The organism is Kitasatospora sp. NPDC017646 (assembly GCF_044329365.1).
In the GTDB taxonomy this organism is placed as follows: Bacteria; Actinomycetota; Actinomycetes; order Streptomycetales; family Streptomycetaceae; genus Kitasatospora.
In genome coordinates this window covers 1-17015 of the sequence record NZ_JBIRJC010000039.1, presented here as the reverse complement: position 1 = coordinate 17015, position 17015 = coordinate 1, and the positions used below count along the sequence as shown (strand labels likewise).

The window sequence follows — 17015 nt, the reverse complement described above, 5'->3', positions numbered from 1 at the left end:
AGATCATCGCCTTGGCCTACAGCTTTCTCGGCTGCCATGACCTTCCCGGCTACGGAGCGCCGCATCATCCCCTCCTCACCGAAGTGGAGGGCAAGACGCTTCAGGTCAAGGACCTTGCCGGCCTTCGCCGCGGGGGCCACCTCGACGTACGCGCCAGTGCTGAGCAACAGATCCCGCTTCCCGGCCACGTCGGCGCCCCGCCAGACCTCCTCATGCGTCTTGCCGACCGGAACCCGCACAGCGCGCAGTGCGCCACCCCGCGCAGCAGCGATGTCGCTTCCCGCCTGCGCTCGCCCGGGTTGTTCGAGCGGCGGCCCAATTCGTCCTGGAGCGCCTGCCAGGTGTCCATGTCCAGGATCGGCGGCCGGTTCACCAGCGGCAGCCCATCGGTCCGGAGGATCGGCTTGCCGTCCTCGATGACCTGCCCGAGCAACTGCGGGTTGCTCAGCAGACTCCGCAGTGAAGTCGTATACCACTTCTTCGAGTTGCTGCGCTTGCCGGTGGTCTGCCGCGACGTGTGCCCTGGCGACGGGATGTCGGCCTCGGTGAGGTCGATGGCGATCTGGATCAACGAGTCCTTGGCCAACACCCGCTTCACGATCGTGTGAATGGTCTTGGCCTCCTCCTGGTTGACCACCAGTACCTTCCCCGCGCCGTCCGGGTTCGGGGCCACCTCGTAGCCGTAGGGGACGCGTCCCCCGGTGTAGCGGCCTTCCCGCCGCAGGTGCTCGTGGGCGCCGGCGACCCGCATGCCGATGGTGTCCGACTCCAGCTCGGCGAAGACGGCGATCACCTTCGTCATGGCCCGCCCCATGGACGACGTGAGGTCGAGCGGTTCCGTCGCCGACGCCAGGGCAACGCTCTGCGCCTCGGTGATGTTCATGATCTCGGCGAAGTCCACCGTGGACCGGGCAAGCCGGTCGATCTTGAAGAACACGATCACGTCGAACTCGTCGAGCCGCTCCAGGATCTTCTGGAGCCCAGGCCGTTCCAGGCCGCGCGAGAAGCCGGAGACATCGATGTCCTCCTCGACGGCGACCACGGTCCAGCCGCGTGCCGCGCACAGCTGCTCGCAGGCCACCCGCTGGCGTTCCGGGGAAGTAGTTTCCTCTGTCTCGCGCGATAGGCGAACATAGATAGCTGCGCGCATTCCAGGCGCGCTTGCCGGAACGCCCTTCCGGCGACGGGCCCGGGGCATGGCCCGAACGGTGGCAGTCGTGGTCTCTGCCACGTGGCGATCCTATCCACGGAGGTATGCGTGTCCTGCTTGATCGTCCAGAGCGACAAAACTCTTCTCCTGGAGATCGACCACCCCAAGGCCGCCGACTGCCGCCGCGCCATCGCGCCGTTCGCCGAGCTGGAGCGGGCCCCCGAGCACGTGCACACGTACCGGGTGACGCCGCTCGGGCTGTGGAACGCCCGGGCCGCCGGGCACGACGCCGAGCAGGTGGTGGACGCCCTGGTGACGTACTCGCGCTACCCGGTGCCGCACGCGCTGCTGGTGGACGTGGCGGACACCATGGGCCGGTACGGGCGGCTCCAGCTGCTCAGGCACCCCACCCACGGGCTGGTGCTGTCCACCACCGACCGCCCGGTGCTGGAGGAGGTGCTGCGCTCCAAGAAGATCGTCCCGCTGGTCGGCGCCCGGGTGGACCCGGACACCGTGGTGGTGCACCCCTCCGAGCGCGGGCAGATCAAGCAGGTGCTGCTCAAGCTCGGCTGGCCCGCCGAGGACTTCGCCGGGTACGTGGACGGCGAGGCGCACCCGATCGACCTCGACGAGGACGGCTGGCAGCTGCGCCCGTACCAGGCGCAGGCGGTCGAGGGCTTCTGGCACGGCGGCTCGGGCGTGGTCGTGCTGCCCTGCGGCGCCGGCAAGACGCTGGTCGGCGCGGCGGCGATGGCCCACGCCAAGTCGACCACGCTGATCCTGGTCACCAACACCGTCTCGGCCCGCCAGTGGAAGCACGAGCTGGTCAAGCGCACCTCGCTGACCGAGGACGAGATCGGCGAGTACAGCGGGACGAAGAAGGAGATCCGCCCGGTCACCATCGCCACCTACCAGGTGATGACCACCAAGCGGAAGGGCGTGTACGCGCACCTGGAGCTGTTCGACGCCCGCAACTGGGGCCTGGTGGTATACGACGAGGTGCACCTGCTGCCCGCGCCGGTGTTCAAGTTCACCGCCGACCTCCAGGCCCGGCGCCGGCTCGGCCTGACCGCCACGCTGGTGCGCGAGGACGGCCGCGAGGGCGACGTGTTCAGCCTGATCGGCCCGAAGCGCTTCGACGCCCCGTGGAAGGAGATCGAGGCGCAGGGCTACATCGCGCCCGCCGACTGCTGCGAGGTGCGGGTCACCCTGACCGACTCCGAGCGGCTCGCCTACGCCACCGCCGAGCCGGAGGAGCGCTACCGCTTCTGCGCGACCACGGCGACCAAGCGGCGGGTGGTGGAGGCGCTGGTCAGGAAGCACGAGAAGGACCAGACGCTGATCATCGGCCAGTACATCGACCAGCTGGACGAACTCGGCGAGGCCCTGGACGCCCCGGTGATCAAGGGCGAGACCAGCAACCCCCAGCGCGAGAAGCTCTTCGACGCGTTCCGGAACAAGGAGATCAGCGTCCTGGTGGTCTCCAAGGTCGCGAACTTCTCGATCGACCTGCCCGAGGCGACGGTGGCCATCCAGGTCTCCGGGACCTTCGGCTCCCGCCAGGAGGAGGCCCAGCGCCTCGGCCGCGTCCTGCGCCCCAAGGCGGACGGGCACGCGGCGCACTTCTACTCGGTGGTCGCCCGGGACACCGTGGACCAGGACTTCGCCGCCCACCGGCAGCGCTTCCTGGCCGAGCAGGGCTACGCGTACCGCATCATCGACGCGGACGACGTGCTGTAGCGCTGTTCAGGGCCGGGATCTCAGCACCTGGACACCGTCGCGCCCGAGGAAGATCACGCGCACGGTGGTGTCCAGGGCGATGCCGACGTTGCGGACGGCAGTCCTCAGCAGGTTGTGGTGGCGGCCCTGGACGGCAGTCGCGCCGGCCGGAGCGGTGCGGGATTCGTTTCGACTGCTCATGTCTTCAACGGTAGGCACCCGACCGGCCGACGGCATCACTCCAAAGGCCGCATCCGGCGAGCGGGCCGTCCTCCTCCCGGTGTACGGGAGCCCCGGGACCTCCCGGGCTGGAACCCCGAGACGGACGGGTCTAAGATCGTCCGCCTGCCCCCTCCCGAACCGTGGTACCTGGCGGTGTCCCGCAGGCAGCCGGGGGAGGCGCCGACCGCACGGCAACCGGCCGGCCCGTACACCACCGTGAGCTCCATCGATCCGCTGCGCCCGCCACCGGGGCAGCCGGGAAGGTTCGCTGTGCCCGCCACCCCCACCACCGACCCCCTCCAGCGCGAACGCGACCACCTGACCGCCTCCCGGTCCGCGCTGCGGGCGATGCGCGAGGACGTCGAGTCGCTCGACATCCGCGACGTGACCGGTACCTGGGTCACCGCCGTCATCCTCCAGAACCAGATCGAAGCCAGGATCGCCGCCCTGGCCGACCTCTCCGACACCCCGCTGTTCTTCGGCCGCCTCGACTACCTGCACGCGATCAGCGAGGAGCTGTCGGAGGGCAGCGGCGGGGAGAGCTTCTACATCGGCCGCCGCCACGTCCACGACGCCGACGGCGACCCGATGGTGATCGACTGGCGCGCGCCGGTCTCCCAGCCGTTCTACCGGGCCAGCCGCGCCGAGCCGATGGACGTCGAACGCCGCCGCCGCTTCGGCTACACCGGCGGCGAGCTCACCGCCTACGAGGACGAGCACCTCACCGACCCGGCCGCGGAGACCTTCACCGGCTCCGCCGGGGGCGCCACCACCTCCGCCCTGCTCGCCGCCGAGATCGAGAAGCCCCGCGTCGGCCCGATGCGCGACATCGTCGCCACCATCCAGCCCGAGCAGGACGAGATCGTCCGCTCCGACATCGCGGGCACCATCTGCGTCCAGGGGGCACCCGGCACCGGGAAGACCGCAGTCGGCCTGCACCGCGTCGCCTACCTGCTGTACGCGCACCGCGAGCGCCTGGCCCGGACCGGCACCCTGGTGATCGGGCCGAACAACGCCTTCCTCTCGTACATCGAGCAGGTGCTGCCCGCCCTCGGCGAGCTGGAGGTCGCCCAGGCCACCGTGCAGCAGCTGGTGGCCCACGTCGAGGTGAGGGGCGAGGACACCCCGGAGGCGGCCCGGCTGAAGGGCGACGCCCGGATGGCCGAGGTGCTGCGCCGCGCGGTGCGGGCCGGCATCACCCTGCCCACCGAACCCTGCGTGGTGGTCCGCGGCTCCCGCCGCTGGCGCGTCCCGGTCCACGAACTGGTCGGGATCATCGAGGAGTTGAAGGACCGCGAGATCCGCTACGGCGCCGCCCGGGACGCCCTGCCGCAGCGCATCGCGCACGCCGTGCTGCTGAAGATGGAGCAGGGCGGCGAGGCCCCGGACGACCGGGTGCAGGACGCGGTGGCCCGCAACAGCGCGGTCAAGGCCGTGGTCAAGGAGTGCTGGCCGGCCGTCGACCCGGCCAAGCTGGTGCTGCGGCTGCTCTCCGAGCCGGAGTTCCTGGCCCGGTGCGCCGAGGGCGTGCTGACCGCCGAGGAACAGCAGGCGGTGCTGTGGCCCAAGCCCGGCCGCTCGGTGAAGACCGCCCGCTGGACGCCGGCCGACGCCGTCCTGGTGGACGAGGTGACGGACGTGGTGCAGCGCACGCCCTCGCTCGGGCACGTGGTGCTGGACGAGGCCCAGGACCTCTCACCGATGCAGTACCGCGCCGTCGGCCGCCGCTGCACCACCGGCTCCGCGACCGTCCTCGGCGACCTCGCCCAGGGCACCACCCCCTGGGCGACGGCGAGTTGGCCCGACGCCCTGCACCACCTGGGCAAGCCGGACGCGCACGTGGAGGAGCTGACCAAGGGCTTCCGGGTGCCCGAGGAGGTCATCGCGTACGCCTCCCGGCTGCTGCCCGCGATCGCGCCGGGCCTGGCCCCGGCGACCTCCGTCCGCGACGCCCCGGGCTCGCTGGTGGTCCGTCCGGTCACCGCGTGGGAGGACGACGTCCTGGAGGCCTGCCGGGAGGCGCTCGGGCACGAGGGCTCGACCGGCCTGATCGCCGCCGACGCCCGGATCCCGCAGCTCGCCGAGCTGCTCACCGCGGCCGGCCTGCCGCACCTCTCCCCCGGCACCGAGACCAGCGCCGAGGCCCGGCTGACCCTCGTCCCGGCCTCGCTGGCCAAGGGTCTGGAGTACGACTACGTGGTGCTGGACGAGCCGGCCGCGGTGATCGCCGGCGAGCCGGACGAGCGGACCGGCCTGCGCCGGCTGTACGTGGCGCTCACCCGCGCGGTCTCCGGCCTGACGGTGCTGCACGGCGAGCCGCTGCCCGAGCAGCTCCGGTAGCCGGAGAGGGGCCGGCCCCACTCCGGGAGCCGGCCCCTTTCCCCTGGTCTCAGGCGTCGATCAGCGCCCGCCACTCGGCGACCCTGGCCGCGTCGACCGGCGTCCGCCAGCCGTCGACCCGCACCGCGCCGCCGACGTGGAAGGCGTCGAAGCCCTCCGCCCGCAGCTCCTCGAGGTGCTCGGCCCGCAGGCCGCCGCCGATCAGGATCCGCTGGGTGTACCCGGGCTCGCCCGTACGGGCCAGCTCGGCGGCCAGCACCTCGCGCCCGGCGTCCACCCCGGCGGCCGCGCCGGAGGTGAGGAAGGTGTCCAGCCCGGGCAGCGCGCCGACGGCGGCGCGCAGGGCGGCCCGGTCGGCGCTGTGGTCGACCGCCCGGTGGAAGGTCCAGGGGCAGCCGGCGATCGCCTCGGCCACGGCCGTGGTGGCGGCCAGGTCGACGGCGCCCCCGGCGTCGAGGAAGCCGAGCACGAACTCCTCGGCCCCCTCGGCCCGCAGCGCGGCGGCCCGGGCGCGCAGCTCGTCCACGTCGCCGGGGGTGAAGCCGTCCCGGATCCGGAGCATGACGCGCAGCGGGATGCCGACGGCAGCGCGGATGCGGGCGAAGTCCTCGACGGACGGGGCGAGCCCGTCGGCGGCCATGTCGGTGACCAGTTCGAGCCGGTCGGCGCCGCCCGACTCGGCAGCCCGGGCGTCCTGGGGCGTCAGCGCGATGACTTCCAAAATTGGTCTAGACATATGAGACACCCTGCCACATCCGACCGCCCCCGGCGAGACCGCACCCCCCGTTCCGGTCACCCCGGCCGGGGTCCACGTCACGCCCGTCCCGGCACCACGCCGAGGGCTTCCCGGCGGCCGAACCGGCGCTCCGCCACCGCCACCAGCACCAGCAGGGCCACCGCCGGCACCGCCACCGGCAGCAGGTGCGAGATCCCGCGGGCCTCCCGCCAGATGTTGAACAGGCAGCCCGGCCCGGTCAGCACCAGCACCGCCAGCCCCACCGCCATCGGCCCCGTCCGCCCGCGCAGCCCGGCGACGGTCAGCAGCAGCGGCACGATCAGCATCACCACGAACCACGGCAGGTCCAGCGGGAAGCTCGTGTCGTCCCAGTTCTGGGCCGCCTCCAGCAGTCCGCCCGCGGCCACCGAGGTCAGCACCACGGCAGCCGTCCGCCGGTTCGGCCGGGGCAGCAGGTCGGTCGGCGCCGCGACCAGCAGCAGCGCGGACACCACGAACGGCAGCGTGGCCATCCCGATGTAGCCGGCCCACCAGACGTCGAACGCGTACGGCTGCCAGACGGCCCCGCCCAGCTCGTACAGCCCGGCGGCGCCCAGGACCAGCGCGGTGGCCCGCACCGCCGTCCACCGCCCCAGCAGCGCCGCCACCCCGAGCAGCAGCGCGGCCACCGGCGGGGCGAACGCCCGGACGTGGTTCTGGAGCGAGTCGTCCCAGGCGAGCCACCTGGTGGTCCGCTCCAGGGTGGTCAGCCAGGGCACCATCGTGGCCCCGACCGCCGCACCGGCGACCATCGGCGCCAGCAGCGCGAGCAGCCGGCCGGCCGCCGAGGCGCCGGTCAGCCCGAGCCGCACCCGCAGCCCGTACACCGCCAGGCCGAGCACCTCCCGGGCGACCGCCAGCCGGCCGCCCGCCGCGGTGGTGTCGGCGAACACCTCGGCCAGTTCCTCCCCTCGCTCCCGGCGGTACCGCGCCGGGTAGAGCTGGAGCGCGGCCCGCAGAACCGCCGAGGGCGGGGCACCGATCACCGGCGTGGTCATGAGAGTCCTCCGTCCGCCGCGGGCCGCCCCTGCGACCCGCTCCTCCCCGGCAGCATCGACCGGATCTTCGCCAGCCGGCGCTCGGCCTCGGTGGCGACCGCCCGCAGCCGCTCGGCCTCGGCGGACAGCGCGTCCCGCCCGGCGTCGGTCAGCGCGTAGGTGCGCCGGGCCCGGCCGTCCACCACCTCCTCGGCGGCGACCTCGATCAGACCCTGGCCCAGCAGCCGGTCGAGCGCGCCGTAGAGGGTGCCGGTGCGCATCCTGACCCGACCGTCCGAGATCGCGGCGATCTCCTGGATGAGCGCGTAGCCGTGTCTCGGCGCGTCGGCCAGGGCGGTGAGCAGCAGCAGCGTGGGCTCCTGCATGGAGCGTTCTGTCATACGACTACATATATCGCCAAACTACCTATGGGTCCAGTCTCGGACCACGTCCGGCCGGCCCGCCACAATGTGCCCCATGCCCACCGAGGACGAGTTGCTCACCGCCTGGACCGCACTGCTGCACCGCTGCGGCGCCGCCGACGACCCCGAACCGTACGGACGCGAGCTGCTGCGCCGCTGGTCGGAGCCCCAGCGGCGCTACCACACCGTCGAACACCTGCGCGCGGTCCTGCGCCACGTCGACGACCTCGCCGGACACGCCGCAGACCCGGACGCCGTCCGGCTCGCCGCCTGGTTCCACGACGCCGTCTACCGGCCCGACCGCACCGAGAACGAGGAGCGCAGCGCGGCCCTGGCCGTCCGCGCGCTGACCGCCGCCGGACTGCCCGCCGAGCGGGTCGCCGAGGTCGAACGGCTCGTCCTGCTCACCGTCACCCACGACCCGGCCCCCGGCGACCTCGACGGCGAGGTGCTCTGCGACGCGGACCTCGCCGTCCTCGGCGGCACCCCCGAGGCGTACGCGGCCTACGCGGCGGCGGTCCGGGAGGAGTACGCCTTCGTCCCGGAGCCGGACTTCCGCGCGGGCCGGGCGACCGTCCTGCGCCAACTGCTGGCGCTCCCGGCCCTCTACCGCACCCCCGCCGCCCACGAGCGCTTCACGGCGGCCGCCCGCACCAACCTGGCCGCCGAACTCGAGAATCTCTAGCGGAGCTCGCCCACGGGTGCCACCACCACGCCCCGCTTGCCGCACACCCAGTGCGGCTGGGGCCCCAACTCGGGCTCCACGCCCAGCGCGTGCGGGTCCCCGTCGGCCGCGCAGGCGGTGCACAGCGGCCACCGTCCGTACGCCTCCAGCAGCGCGTCCTGGACGTCCTGGGCGACCAGGCCGAGCACGTACTCGGTGCCGTCCGGCCACTGCTCCAGCCACCAGCGGCGGTGGGTGACGGCCTGCTCCACCAGCGAGACGACGGCGGCGTCCGCCACGTCCCGCGCGGTGAGGTCGGCCAGGATCAGTGCCCGCGCGCTGTGCAGGGCGGTCTCGATGTCGTCGGAAGCCATCCGCCCATCCTCTCGCGAAACACCGGCAGCCCGGAAACGCCGCGTGGGCGGCCCCCCGAAGGGGACCGCCCACGCGGACGAGGAGTCAACCGACCCGATCGCAGCGATCAGGATCAGAAGTCCATGTCACCGCCCGGCATGCCGCCGCCGGCGGCCGCGGCGGCCTTCTCCGGCTTGTCGGCGATGACGGCCTCGGTGGTGAGGAACAGCGCCGCGATGGAGGCGGCGTTCTGCAGCGCGGAACGGGTGACCTTGGCCGGGTCGATGATGCCCTCGGCGACCAGGTCGACGTACTCGTTGGTGGCGGCGTTCAGGCCGTGACCGGCGGGGAGGTTGCGCACCTTCTCCACCACGACGCCACCCTCCAGGCCGGCGTTGGTCGCGATCTGCTTGATCGGGGCCTCCAGCGCGACCTTGACGATGTTGGCACCGGTGGCCTCGTCGCCGTCCAGCTCCAGCTTGTCGAACGCGACACCGGCCTGCAGCAGGGCGACGCCACCACCGGCGACGATGCCCTCCTCGACGGCGGCCTTGGCGTTGCGGACGGCGTCCTCGATGCGGTGCTTGCGCTCCTTGAGCTCCACCTCGGTGGCCGCGCCGGCCTTGATGACGGCCACGCCGCCGGCCAGCTTGGCGAGGCGCTCCTGGAGCTTCTCGCGGTCGTAGTCCGAGTCGCTGTTCTCGATCTCGGCGCGGATCTGGTTCACGCGACCGGCGACCTGCTCGCTGTCGCCGCCACCGTCGACGATGGTGGTCTCGTCCTTGGTGATGACCACCTTGCGGGCGGTGCCCAGCAGGTCGATGCCGGCGTTCTCCAGCTTGAGGCCGACCTCCTCGGAGATCACGGTGCCACCGGTGAGGATGGCGATGTCGCCGAGCATGGCCTTGCGGCGGTCGCCGAAGCCCGGGGCCTTGACGGCGACGGACTTGAAGGTGCCGCGGATCTTGTTCACGACCAGGGTCGACAGGGCCTCGCCCTCGACGTCCTCGGCGATGATGACGAGCGGCTTGCCGCTCTGCATGACCTTCTCCAGCAGCGGGAGCAGGTCCTTGACCGAGCCGATCTTGGAGTTGGCGATGAGGATGTACGGGTCCTCGAAGGTCGCCTCCATGCGCTCCAGGTCGGTGGCGAAGTAGGCGGAGATGTAGCCCTTGTCGAAGCGCATGCCCTCGGTGAGCTCGAGCTCCAGGCCGAAGGTGTTGCTCTCCTCGACGGTGATGACGCCTTCCTTGCCGACCTTGTCCATGGCCTCGGCGATCAGCTCGCCGATCTGGGTGTCAGCGGCGGAGATGGAGGCGGTGGAGGCGATCTGCTCCTTGGTCTCCACGTCCTTGGCCTGGGCCAGCAGCTGGTCCGAGACGGCGGCGACGGCCTTCTCGATGCCGCGCTTCAGGGCCATCGGGTTGGCGCCGGCGGCGACGTTGCGCAGACCCTCGCGAACCAGGGCCTGGGCGAGCACGGTGGCGGTGGTGGTGCCGTCACCCGCGACGTCGTCCGTCTTCTTGGCGACCTCCTTGACGAGCTCCGCGCCGATCTTCTCGTACGGGTCCTCGAGCTCGATCTCCTTGGCGATGGAGACACCGTCGTTGGTGATCGTGGGGGCGCCCCACTTCTTCTCCAGCACGACGTTGCGACCCTTGGGGCCGAGCGTGACCTTCACTGCGTCGGCGAGCTGGTTCATGCCACGCTCAAGGCCGCGGCGAGCTTCCTCATCAAAGGCGATGATCTTGGCCATCAGAAGTGGTCCTCCGGGACACGGTCGACTGCTCGGACCAAGGGGTGCCCGCGACGGACGGCCCTGGTGCGCGGAGGTCCATTCCCCTACCGCTCCCGGGGGCCTCACCGACCCGGTCCGCTGTCACTCTCACACTGTGAGTGCTAACGCCAATGATTAGCACTCCGGGTGGTCGAGTGCAAGCCCAATCGCCAACCCGCGAGCCGCCGTCCGGGCCCGCACCGACCCCCGCCCGCACCCGCACGGGAACGCGAACGGGCCCGTACGACGCGTGTCGTACGGGCCCGTCGAGAAGCGAGTGGTCACCAGCCGTGGGCCGCGCCGAGCTCCTGTTCGGAAGGGGTCAGACCGCCGCGCGGACCATGTCCGCCTGCGGGCCCTTCTGTCCCTGGGAGATCTCGAACTCGACCCGCTGGCCCTCCTCGAGGGTGCGGTAGCCGTCCATCTGGATCGCGCTGTAGTGGACGAAGACGTCCGCACCACCGTCGACCGCGATGAAGCCGTAGCCCTTCTCCGCGTTGAACCACTTGACGGTGCCCTGAGCCATTCCGAACTCCCCTAGTGCTGTGCTGGCCCTTCACGGTCCCGCAGGTCGCGGGCCCGGGTCTGGTTTGGAGGCCGGCCCGGGGAACCCCCCCTGGGCGCAGCCGTACGCGCCGCAACCGTCCGCACGGGAACGCCTGACGGCTTCCGTGAGCGGGTGATTACGTCGACCGCCGCTGAATGTATCCGGATCGACGCCCTCTGCAACAGGGTCAACCGTGGGGAATTCCATAGCACGCCGAGAGACAAGCCCGAGCAAATCGGAAGGAACTCGGCATTCCGCGCCGGACATAGCGGACGAATTACCCAAATGCCCGCAGGAATTCTGACATCTGCCTGACATGTTTCCCGGGCCGGTCCCAGCGTCCGGACATCTCGGGCGCAGCACCCGGCGGCCGGAAGGGGAAGCCCTGTTCCCAGCCGAGCCACACTCTACTCCGACTCGACCGGGAAATATTCCCGCCGAAATGCAGACGGCCGCCCGCACGTACGGAGAGTGGAATTCCGTACGTGCGGGCGGCCGCGAAACGGGCCGGGAAGCGGACCGGAACGGCTCAGCAGCCGCCGGCCACCGCCGGAATGATCGAGACGCTCGCGCCGTCCCCGATCTCGGTCGCCAGACCGTCGGCGAACCGCACGTCGTCGTCGTTCACGTACACGTTGACGAAGCGGCGCAGCTTGCCGGTGTCGTCCAGGACGCGGGCGGAGATGCCGGCGTGGTTCTTCTCCAGGTCGGCGATGACCTCGGCCAGGGTGGCGCCCTCGGCGGTCACCTCGGCGGCGCCGCCGGTGTAGGTGCGCAGGATGGTGGGGATGCGGACGTTGGCGCTCATGGCTCTCCTAGCGGGGTGGGAGTGGTTCAGGCGGACGCGAGGCCGGCGGCGCGGAAGGAGTCCAGCGTCGGGCGGATGACGGTGGTCATCCCGGCCTCGGAGACGGCGTCCAGCGTCTTCAGGCCGTCTCCGGTGTTGATCGCGACGGTCTCCTTGGCCGGATCCAGCTGCCCGGTCTCGACCAGCTTCTTCAGCACGCCGACGGTCACCCCGCCCGCGGTCTCGGCGAAGATGCCCTCGGTCCGGGCCAGCAGCCGGATCGCCGCCACGACCTCCGCGTCCGTGACGTCCTCGACCGCGCCGCCCGTCCGACGGGCGATGTCCAGCACGTACGGGCCGTCCGCCGGGTTGCCGATCGCCAGCGACTTGGCGATGGTGTCCGGCTTCACCGGCCTGATCACGTCACGGCCGGCCTTGAACGCGGCCGACACCGGCGAGCAGCCCTCCGCCTGGGCGCCGAAGATCCGGTACGGCCGGTCCTCCACCAGACCGAGCCTGATCAGCTCCTGCAGCCCCTTGTCGATCTTCGTCAGCTGCGAGCCCGAGGCGATCGGGATGACGATCTGCTCCGGCAGCCGCCAGCCCAGCTGCTCGCAGATCTCGTACGCCAGCGTCTTGGAGCCCTCGCCGTAGTACGGCCGCAGGTTGACGTTGACGAAGCCCCAGCCCTCGCCGGCCGGGTCCCCGATGAGCTCCGAGCAGAAGCGGTTCACGTCGTCGTAGTTGCCCTCGATGCCCACCAGCTCGCCGCCGTACACCCCGGCCATCACGACCTTGCCCTGCTCCAGGTCGTGCGGGATGAAGACGCAGGAGCGGAACCCGGCCCGGGCCGCCGCCGCGCCCACCGCACCGGCCAGGTTGCCGGTCGAGGAGCAGGACAGCGTGGTGTACCCGAACGCCCGTGCCGCCTCGATCGCGCAGGCCACCACCCGGTCCTTGAACGAGTGGGTCGGGTTGCCGGAGTCGTCCTTGACGTGCAGCTGCGCCGTGAACCCGAGCTCCCGCGCCAGGTTGTCCGCCTTCACCAGCGGGGTCCAGCCGGGGTTCAGATTGGGCTTCGAGGCCACGTCGGCCGGCACCGGCAGCAGCGGCGCGTAGCGCCAGATGGACGCGGGGCCGGACTCGATCCGCTTGCGCAGCTCCTCGGCGCGCTCGCTGCCGAAGTCGTAGGCGATCTCCAGCGGCCCGAAGCACTCCAGGCAGGCGAAGCTGGGGCCGAGCGGGAAGCGGGTGCCGCACTCCCGACAGGACAGCGCGGCGGCGGGGCCGAGGTCGACGGGCGAGGGTCCCCCCGGCAGAAGGCCGGGGGAGGGTGCGGCAGTGTCGATAGCCATGATGGCGAGGCCTCTCTCCTCATCTTCCCCGTGGCGCGGTCGCGCCACGGGCCGGAATTGGCACCTGTCCCGCCGGGGCCTGTCGACGACAGCCGAGCGAGAAGGTTGCCGGGACGTCAACGGGCCGTTCCCTCAGTCCCTCTGGATGAGCATGTGAAGTTATGGTTCAGCGGCGACCCCGGCGTGCGCAGGTCCGACCGCTGTACGAAGACTGTATCCGAAGGCGTCCAGCCCGAAAGGGGCCGTCCGCCAAGCGAGATGGCCCGTTCCACCGACCCCGCCGAGGAGAGTCACCGTGCCCGCCGAACCGACCCCCGCGCTCCTCCCGCAGGCGGCGTCCTGGCTCCGCCGCCGCTCGTGGAGCGCGGCCGACCGGCCGGTGCACACCCTGCTGGAGGCCAAACAGCGCACCGGCCGCACCGTCAGCGTCGTCCTCCCGGCCCTCGACGAGGAGGCCACCGTCGGCGACATCGTCCGCACCATCCGCCGCGAACTGATCGAGCGGATCCCCCTCGTCGACGAACTCGTCGTGGTCGACTCGGGCTCCACCGACGCCACCGCCGCCGTCGCCGCCGAGGCCGGCGCCCGGGTGGAGCACCGCGACGCGATCCTGCCCCGGCTGCCGGCCGTGCCCGGCAAGGGCGAGGTGCTCTGGCGCTCCCTGCTGGTCACCCACGGCGACATCGTCTGCTTCGTCGACGCCGACCTGCGCGAGTTCGACCCCGCCTTCGTCACCGGCATCGTCGGCCCGCTGCTGACCGACGAGAACCTCCAGCTGGTCAAGGCCATGTACGACCGCCCCCTCGAAGTGACGATCAGCGGCTCCGCCGCGGGGGACACCGACGCGATCGTCCCCACCGGCGGCGGCCGGGTCACCGAACTCGTCGCCCGCCCCCTGCTCAACCTCCACTGGCCGGAACTCGCCGGTTTCGTCCAGCCCCTCGGCGGCGAGTACGCGGCCCGCCGTTCACTGCTCGAACGGCTGCCCTTCCCCACCGGCTACGGCGTCGAACTCGGCCTGCTGGTCGACGCGCTGGAACTGGCCGGGCTGGACGCCCTGGCCCAGGTCGACGTCGGCGTCCGGCACCACCGCCACCAGGACGGCCAGGCCCTCGGCCGGATGGCCGCCACCATCTACCGCACCGCCCTCGAACGCCTCGACCGCACCCACCGCCTCAAGGCCTCCGCCGACCTGGTCCACCCCCACCTCACCCAGTTCACCCGCGACCCGGAAACCCGCTCCTTCACCGCCCACACCCACCCCGTCACGGCCCTGGAGCGCCCCCCGATGCACACCGTCCCCGAGTACGCCACCCGCCACTGAAGGGGTCCGTCTTCGGACTCCACGGGTTTGCCGCCCCGGACCCCCGGCAACGTACCAACCATGGGCGATCTCACGACCGAACGTTCGAGCGCGACCGGCACCGCCCCCGTCCTGGTGGCTTCCAACCGGGGACCGGTGTCCTTCAGCACGACCGACGACGGCACGCTGACCCTTCGCCGCGGTGGCGGAGGGCTGGTGTCCGGCCTCTCCGCCATCGACGACCCCCACGCCGTCTGGGTCTGTGCCGCCCTCGGCGACGCCGACCGCCGGGCCGCGCGGGAAGCCCCCGACGGCCGCCTCGACCTCGCCGGGCACGAGGTCGGCCGCCAGGCCGTACGGATGCTGGACATCGACCCGCAGACCTTCGCCCACGCCTACAACGGCGTCGCCAACTCCACCCTGTGGTTCGTCCACCACCTGCTCTACGCGACCCCCACCGCGCCCGCCTTCGACGTCCGCTTCCGCACCGAATGGGCCGCCTACCAGGCGTACAACGCCGCCTTCGCGAACGCCCTGGCCGCCGAAGCCGCCCCGAACGCCGCCGTCCTGGTCCAGGACTACCACCTCTCCCTCGTCCCGGCCCTGCTCCGCGAGGCCCGCCCCGACCTGCGGATCGGCCACTTCTCCCACACCCCCTGGGCCCCGCCCGAGTACTACCGGCTGCTCCCCGACGACGTCGCCCGCGCCGTCCTCACCGGCATCCTCGGCGCCGACCGGGCCGGCTTCCTCACCGAACGCTGGGCCCGCGCCTTCGCCACCTGCTGCGAGGACCTCCTCGGGGCGACCGTCGACCACCGGGAACTCACCGTCACCCTCCCCCAGCCTTCGGCCGGGGGGACCCTCGTGAGCCGCACCACCCGGCTGGGCGTGCACGCCCTGGGCGCCGACGCCGACTTCCTCCGCGAGCGCGCCCACCGCCCCGACGTCGACGAACGCCTCGACGCCCTCCGCACCGCCGTCGGCGACCGCCGCACGATCGTCCGGGTCGACCGCACCGAGCTGAGCAAGAACATCGTCCGCGGCCTCCAGGCCTACCGGCACCTGCTCCGCACCCGCCCCGAGTGGCACGACCGGGTGGTGCACATCGCCTTCGCCTACCCCTCCCGGACCGACCTCGCCGAGTACCGCGACTACACCGCCGCGGTCCGACGCCTCGCCGCCGAGATCAACGACGAGTTCGCCACCCCCACCTGGCAGCCCCTGCTCCTGCACGTCGACGACGACTTCCCGCGCTCCCTGGCCGCCTACCGCCTCGCCGACGTGGCACTCGTCAACCCGATCCGGGACGGCATGAACCTGGTCGCCAAGGAGGTACCCGTCGTCTCCGACCACGGCTGCGCCCTCGTCCTCTCCCGGGAGGCCGGCGCCCACGCCGAACTGGGGGACGACGCCCTCACCGTCAACCCCTACGACGTCATCGCCACCGCGGACGCCCTGCACGCCGGCCTCAGTATGAGTCCGGAGGAGCGCGCCGACCGCAACAAGCGCCTCGCCGCCGCGGCCACCGCGCTCCCCCCTCAGCAGTGGTTCCTCGACCAGCTCAACGCCCTCTGAGCGCCTCCTCCAAGGCGCCCAACAGCTCCACCACGCCCTCGGGCCCGTCGACCACCAGATCCGCCCGGTCGGCCAGCTCGCGCACCGGCGCGTCCCCCACCGCCCCGGCGCACACCAGCAGCCCGGCCAGCCCCTGCCCGCGCAACTCCTCCACCGCCGCGAACGCCGCCACGTCCCCCAGGTCGTCCCCGGCGTACAGCACCGACCGCGCCCCGCGCTCCCGCAGGAACCCGGTCAGCGCCGCCCCCTTGTCCACCCCCGGCGGCCGCAGCTCCAGCACCAGCCGCCCGGGTTCCACCACCAACCCGTACTCGGCGGCCAACTCCCCCACCGGCGCCCGCAACAACTCCAACGCCTCCTCCGGCGCCCCCGTCCGACGGGTGTGCACCGCCACGGAGCGCCCCTTGTCCTCCACCCACGTCCCCTCGGGGGCCCCCACCCGCTCCAACATCCCCGGCAACGCCGTCCGCACCCCCGCCACCCCCGGATGCACCTCCGGCGCCGTCACCACACCCCCCTCCCAGCGCTCGGCCCCGTAGTGCCCCAGCACCACCAGCCTCGGCACCTCCGAGAACCCCCCGAACTCCGCCGCCACCCCCGCCGGCCGCCCCGTCACCACCACCACGGCCCCCACCACCGGCGCCAGCCCCCGCAACGCCCCCACCACCCCCGGATGCGCCCGCGCCGCACCCGGATCCGCCACGATCGGCGCCAAGGTCCCGTCGAAATCCAAAGCGACGACCGCCTCCCCCGGCCACGCCAGAATCGCCCTCAACCCATCCCGCCCGGCATCGGTGGCCGGCTCGAACATCTCCTCAGAACCCATACCAACCCCCATACCCCCATCCCCCCGCACTCCCACGTGGCCGCACGGCCACAACACCCCCCACCCCACAACACCCCCCACCCCACCCCACCCCCGCCCCTCACCCCACGCCCACCCCCTCACCCAACCCAGGCGAGAGGGACGCGCTGCGGGAGGGGCGGTGGAGGGGGTGGCCGCGGAGAGGGGCGTAAAGGGTGATTTTCAGACTGCCAACGGCGAGCA

The 17015-nt window shown here is 72.2% G+C and carries 16 protein-coding genes and 1 riboswitch; of the genes, 5 read left to right on the top strand and 11 right to left on the bottom strand.

The genetic code is table 11. The annotated features are described in order from the left end of the window. Positions 1–100 precede the first annotated feature (100 nt). Entirely contained in the window at positions 101–1150 is a 1050-nt protein-coding gene (locus ACH4J0_RS35035; RefSeq protein ID WP_396245195.1) for a recombinase family protein, read from the bottom strand. Between the two features lie 108 nt (positions 1151–1258). Here ACH4J0_RS35035 and ACH4J0_RS35030 point away from each other — a divergent pair, with 108 nt between their 5' ends. Further along, positions 1259–2890, top strand: coding sequence for a DNA repair helicase XPB (locus ACH4J0_RS35030; RefSeq protein ID WP_396245141.1), 1632 nt, complete (start codon positions 1259–1261; stop codon positions 2888–2890). A 6-nt stretch (positions 2891–2896) separates the two neighbouring features. Here the strand turns inward: ACH4J0_RS35030 and ACH4J0_RS35025 are convergent, their stop codons facing one another. After that, entirely contained in the window at positions 2897–3070 is a 174-nt protein-coding gene (locus ACH4J0_RS35025) for a hypothetical protein (RefSeq protein WP_396245139.1), read from the bottom strand. A gap of 369 nt (positions 3071–3439) precedes the next feature. Here ACH4J0_RS35025 and ACH4J0_RS35020 point away from each other — a divergent pair, with 369 nt between their 5' ends. Further along, positions 3440–5431 (top strand): HelD family protein, encoded by a 1992-nt coding sequence (locus tag ACH4J0_RS35020; RefSeq protein WP_396245193.1) that lies wholly within the window; start codon positions 3440–3442, stop codon positions 5429–5431. Between the two features lie 49 nt (positions 5432–5480). Here the strand turns inward: ACH4J0_RS35020 and ACH4J0_RS35015 are convergent, their stop codons facing one another. The 3 genes from ACH4J0_RS35015 to ACH4J0_RS35005 form a co-directional block, all read right to left on the bottom strand. Next, complete coding sequence (locus tag ACH4J0_RS35015; protein WP_396245138.1) at positions 5481–6167, bottom strand: copper homeostasis protein CutC; 687 nt, start codon at positions 6165–6167, stop codon at positions 5481–5483. Between the two features lie 77 nt (positions 6168–6244). Further along, positions 6245–7204: a hypothetical protein gene (locus tag ACH4J0_RS35010; RefSeq protein WP_396245137.1), complete on the bottom strand. Its 960-nt coding sequence runs from the start codon at positions 7202–7204 to the stop codon at positions 6245–6247. Beyond that, on the bottom strand, positions 7201–7584 hold the full coding sequence (locus ACH4J0_RS35005) for a PadR family transcriptional regulator (protein WP_396245135.1): 384 nt from the start codon (positions 7582–7584) through the stop codon (positions 7201–7203). The genes ACH4J0_RS35010 and ACH4J0_RS35005 overlap by 4 nt, the downstream gene beginning before the upstream one ends. 76 nt (positions 7585–7660) lie before the next feature. Here ACH4J0_RS35005 and ACH4J0_RS35000 point away from each other — a divergent pair, with 76 nt between their 5' ends. After that, the gene (locus ACH4J0_RS35000; protein ID WP_396245134.1) at positions 7661–8290 is read left to right on the top strand and encodes a hypothetical protein; all 630 of its coding nucleotides are present in this window, start codon (positions 7661–7663) and stop codon (positions 8288–8290) included. On the opposite strand, the gene ACH4J0_RS34995 is transcribed toward ACH4J0_RS35000, so the two are convergent. From ACH4J0_RS34995 to thrC, 5 genes are all read right to left on the bottom strand, one after another. After that, complete coding sequence (locus ACH4J0_RS34995) at positions 8287–8643, bottom strand: hypothetical protein (RefSeq protein WP_396245131.1); 357 nt, start codon at positions 8641–8643, stop codon at positions 8287–8289. The two genes, ACH4J0_RS35000 and ACH4J0_RS34995, sit on opposite strands and share 4 nt — an antisense overlap. 113 nt (positions 8644–8756) lie before the next feature. Beyond that, positions 8757–10379, bottom strand: a complete 1623-nt coding sequence (gene groL / locus ACH4J0_RS34990; RefSeq protein ID WP_270144962.1) for a chaperonin GroEL — start codon at positions 10377–10379, stop codon at positions 8757–8759. 343 nt (positions 10380–10722) lie between these two features. Further along, positions 10723–10926: a cold-shock protein gene (locus tag ACH4J0_RS34985; protein ID WP_030289665.1), complete on the bottom strand. Its 204-nt coding sequence runs from the start codon at positions 10924–10926 to the stop codon at positions 10723–10725. 550 nt (positions 10927–11476) lie between these two features. Further along, positions 11477–11755, bottom strand: coding sequence for a MoaD/ThiS family protein (locus ACH4J0_RS34980; RefSeq protein WP_396245129.1), 279 nt, complete (start codon positions 11753–11755; stop codon positions 11477–11479). Between the two features lie 26 nt (positions 11756–11781). Beyond that, a complete protein-coding gene (thrC, locus tag ACH4J0_RS34975) occupies positions 11782–13089 on the bottom strand; it encodes a threonine synthase (RefSeq protein ID WP_396245128.1) in 1308 nt (435 codons plus the stop codon). Between the two features lie 16 nt (positions 13090–13105). Then, a riboswitch (SAM riboswitch) is annotated at positions 13106–13241 on the bottom strand. Between the two features lie 143 nt (positions 13242–13384). On the opposite strand from thrC, the gene ACH4J0_RS34970 reads away from it, so the two are divergent. Both ACH4J0_RS34970 and ACH4J0_RS34965 read left to right on the top strand, forming a co-directional pair. Next, a complete protein-coding gene (locus ACH4J0_RS34970) occupies positions 13385–14413 on the top strand; it encodes a glucosyl-3-phosphoglycerate synthase (protein WP_396245126.1) in 1029 nt (342 codons plus the stop codon). Between the two features lie 60 nt (positions 14414–14473). Continuing rightward, positions 14474–15967: a trehalose-6-phosphate synthase gene (locus ACH4J0_RS34965; RefSeq protein WP_396245125.1), complete on the top strand. Its 1494-nt coding sequence runs from the start codon at positions 14474–14476 to the stop codon at positions 15965–15967. On the opposite strand, the gene otsB is transcribed toward ACH4J0_RS34965, so the two are convergent. Beyond that, positions 15954–16805: a trehalose-phosphatase gene (otsB, locus tag ACH4J0_RS34960; RefSeq protein WP_396245124.1), complete on the bottom strand. Its 852-nt coding sequence runs from the start codon at positions 16803–16805 to the stop codon at positions 15954–15956. The two genes, ACH4J0_RS34965 and otsB, sit on opposite strands and share 14 nt — an antisense overlap. Between the last annotated feature and the right edge of the window lie 210 nt (positions 16806–17015).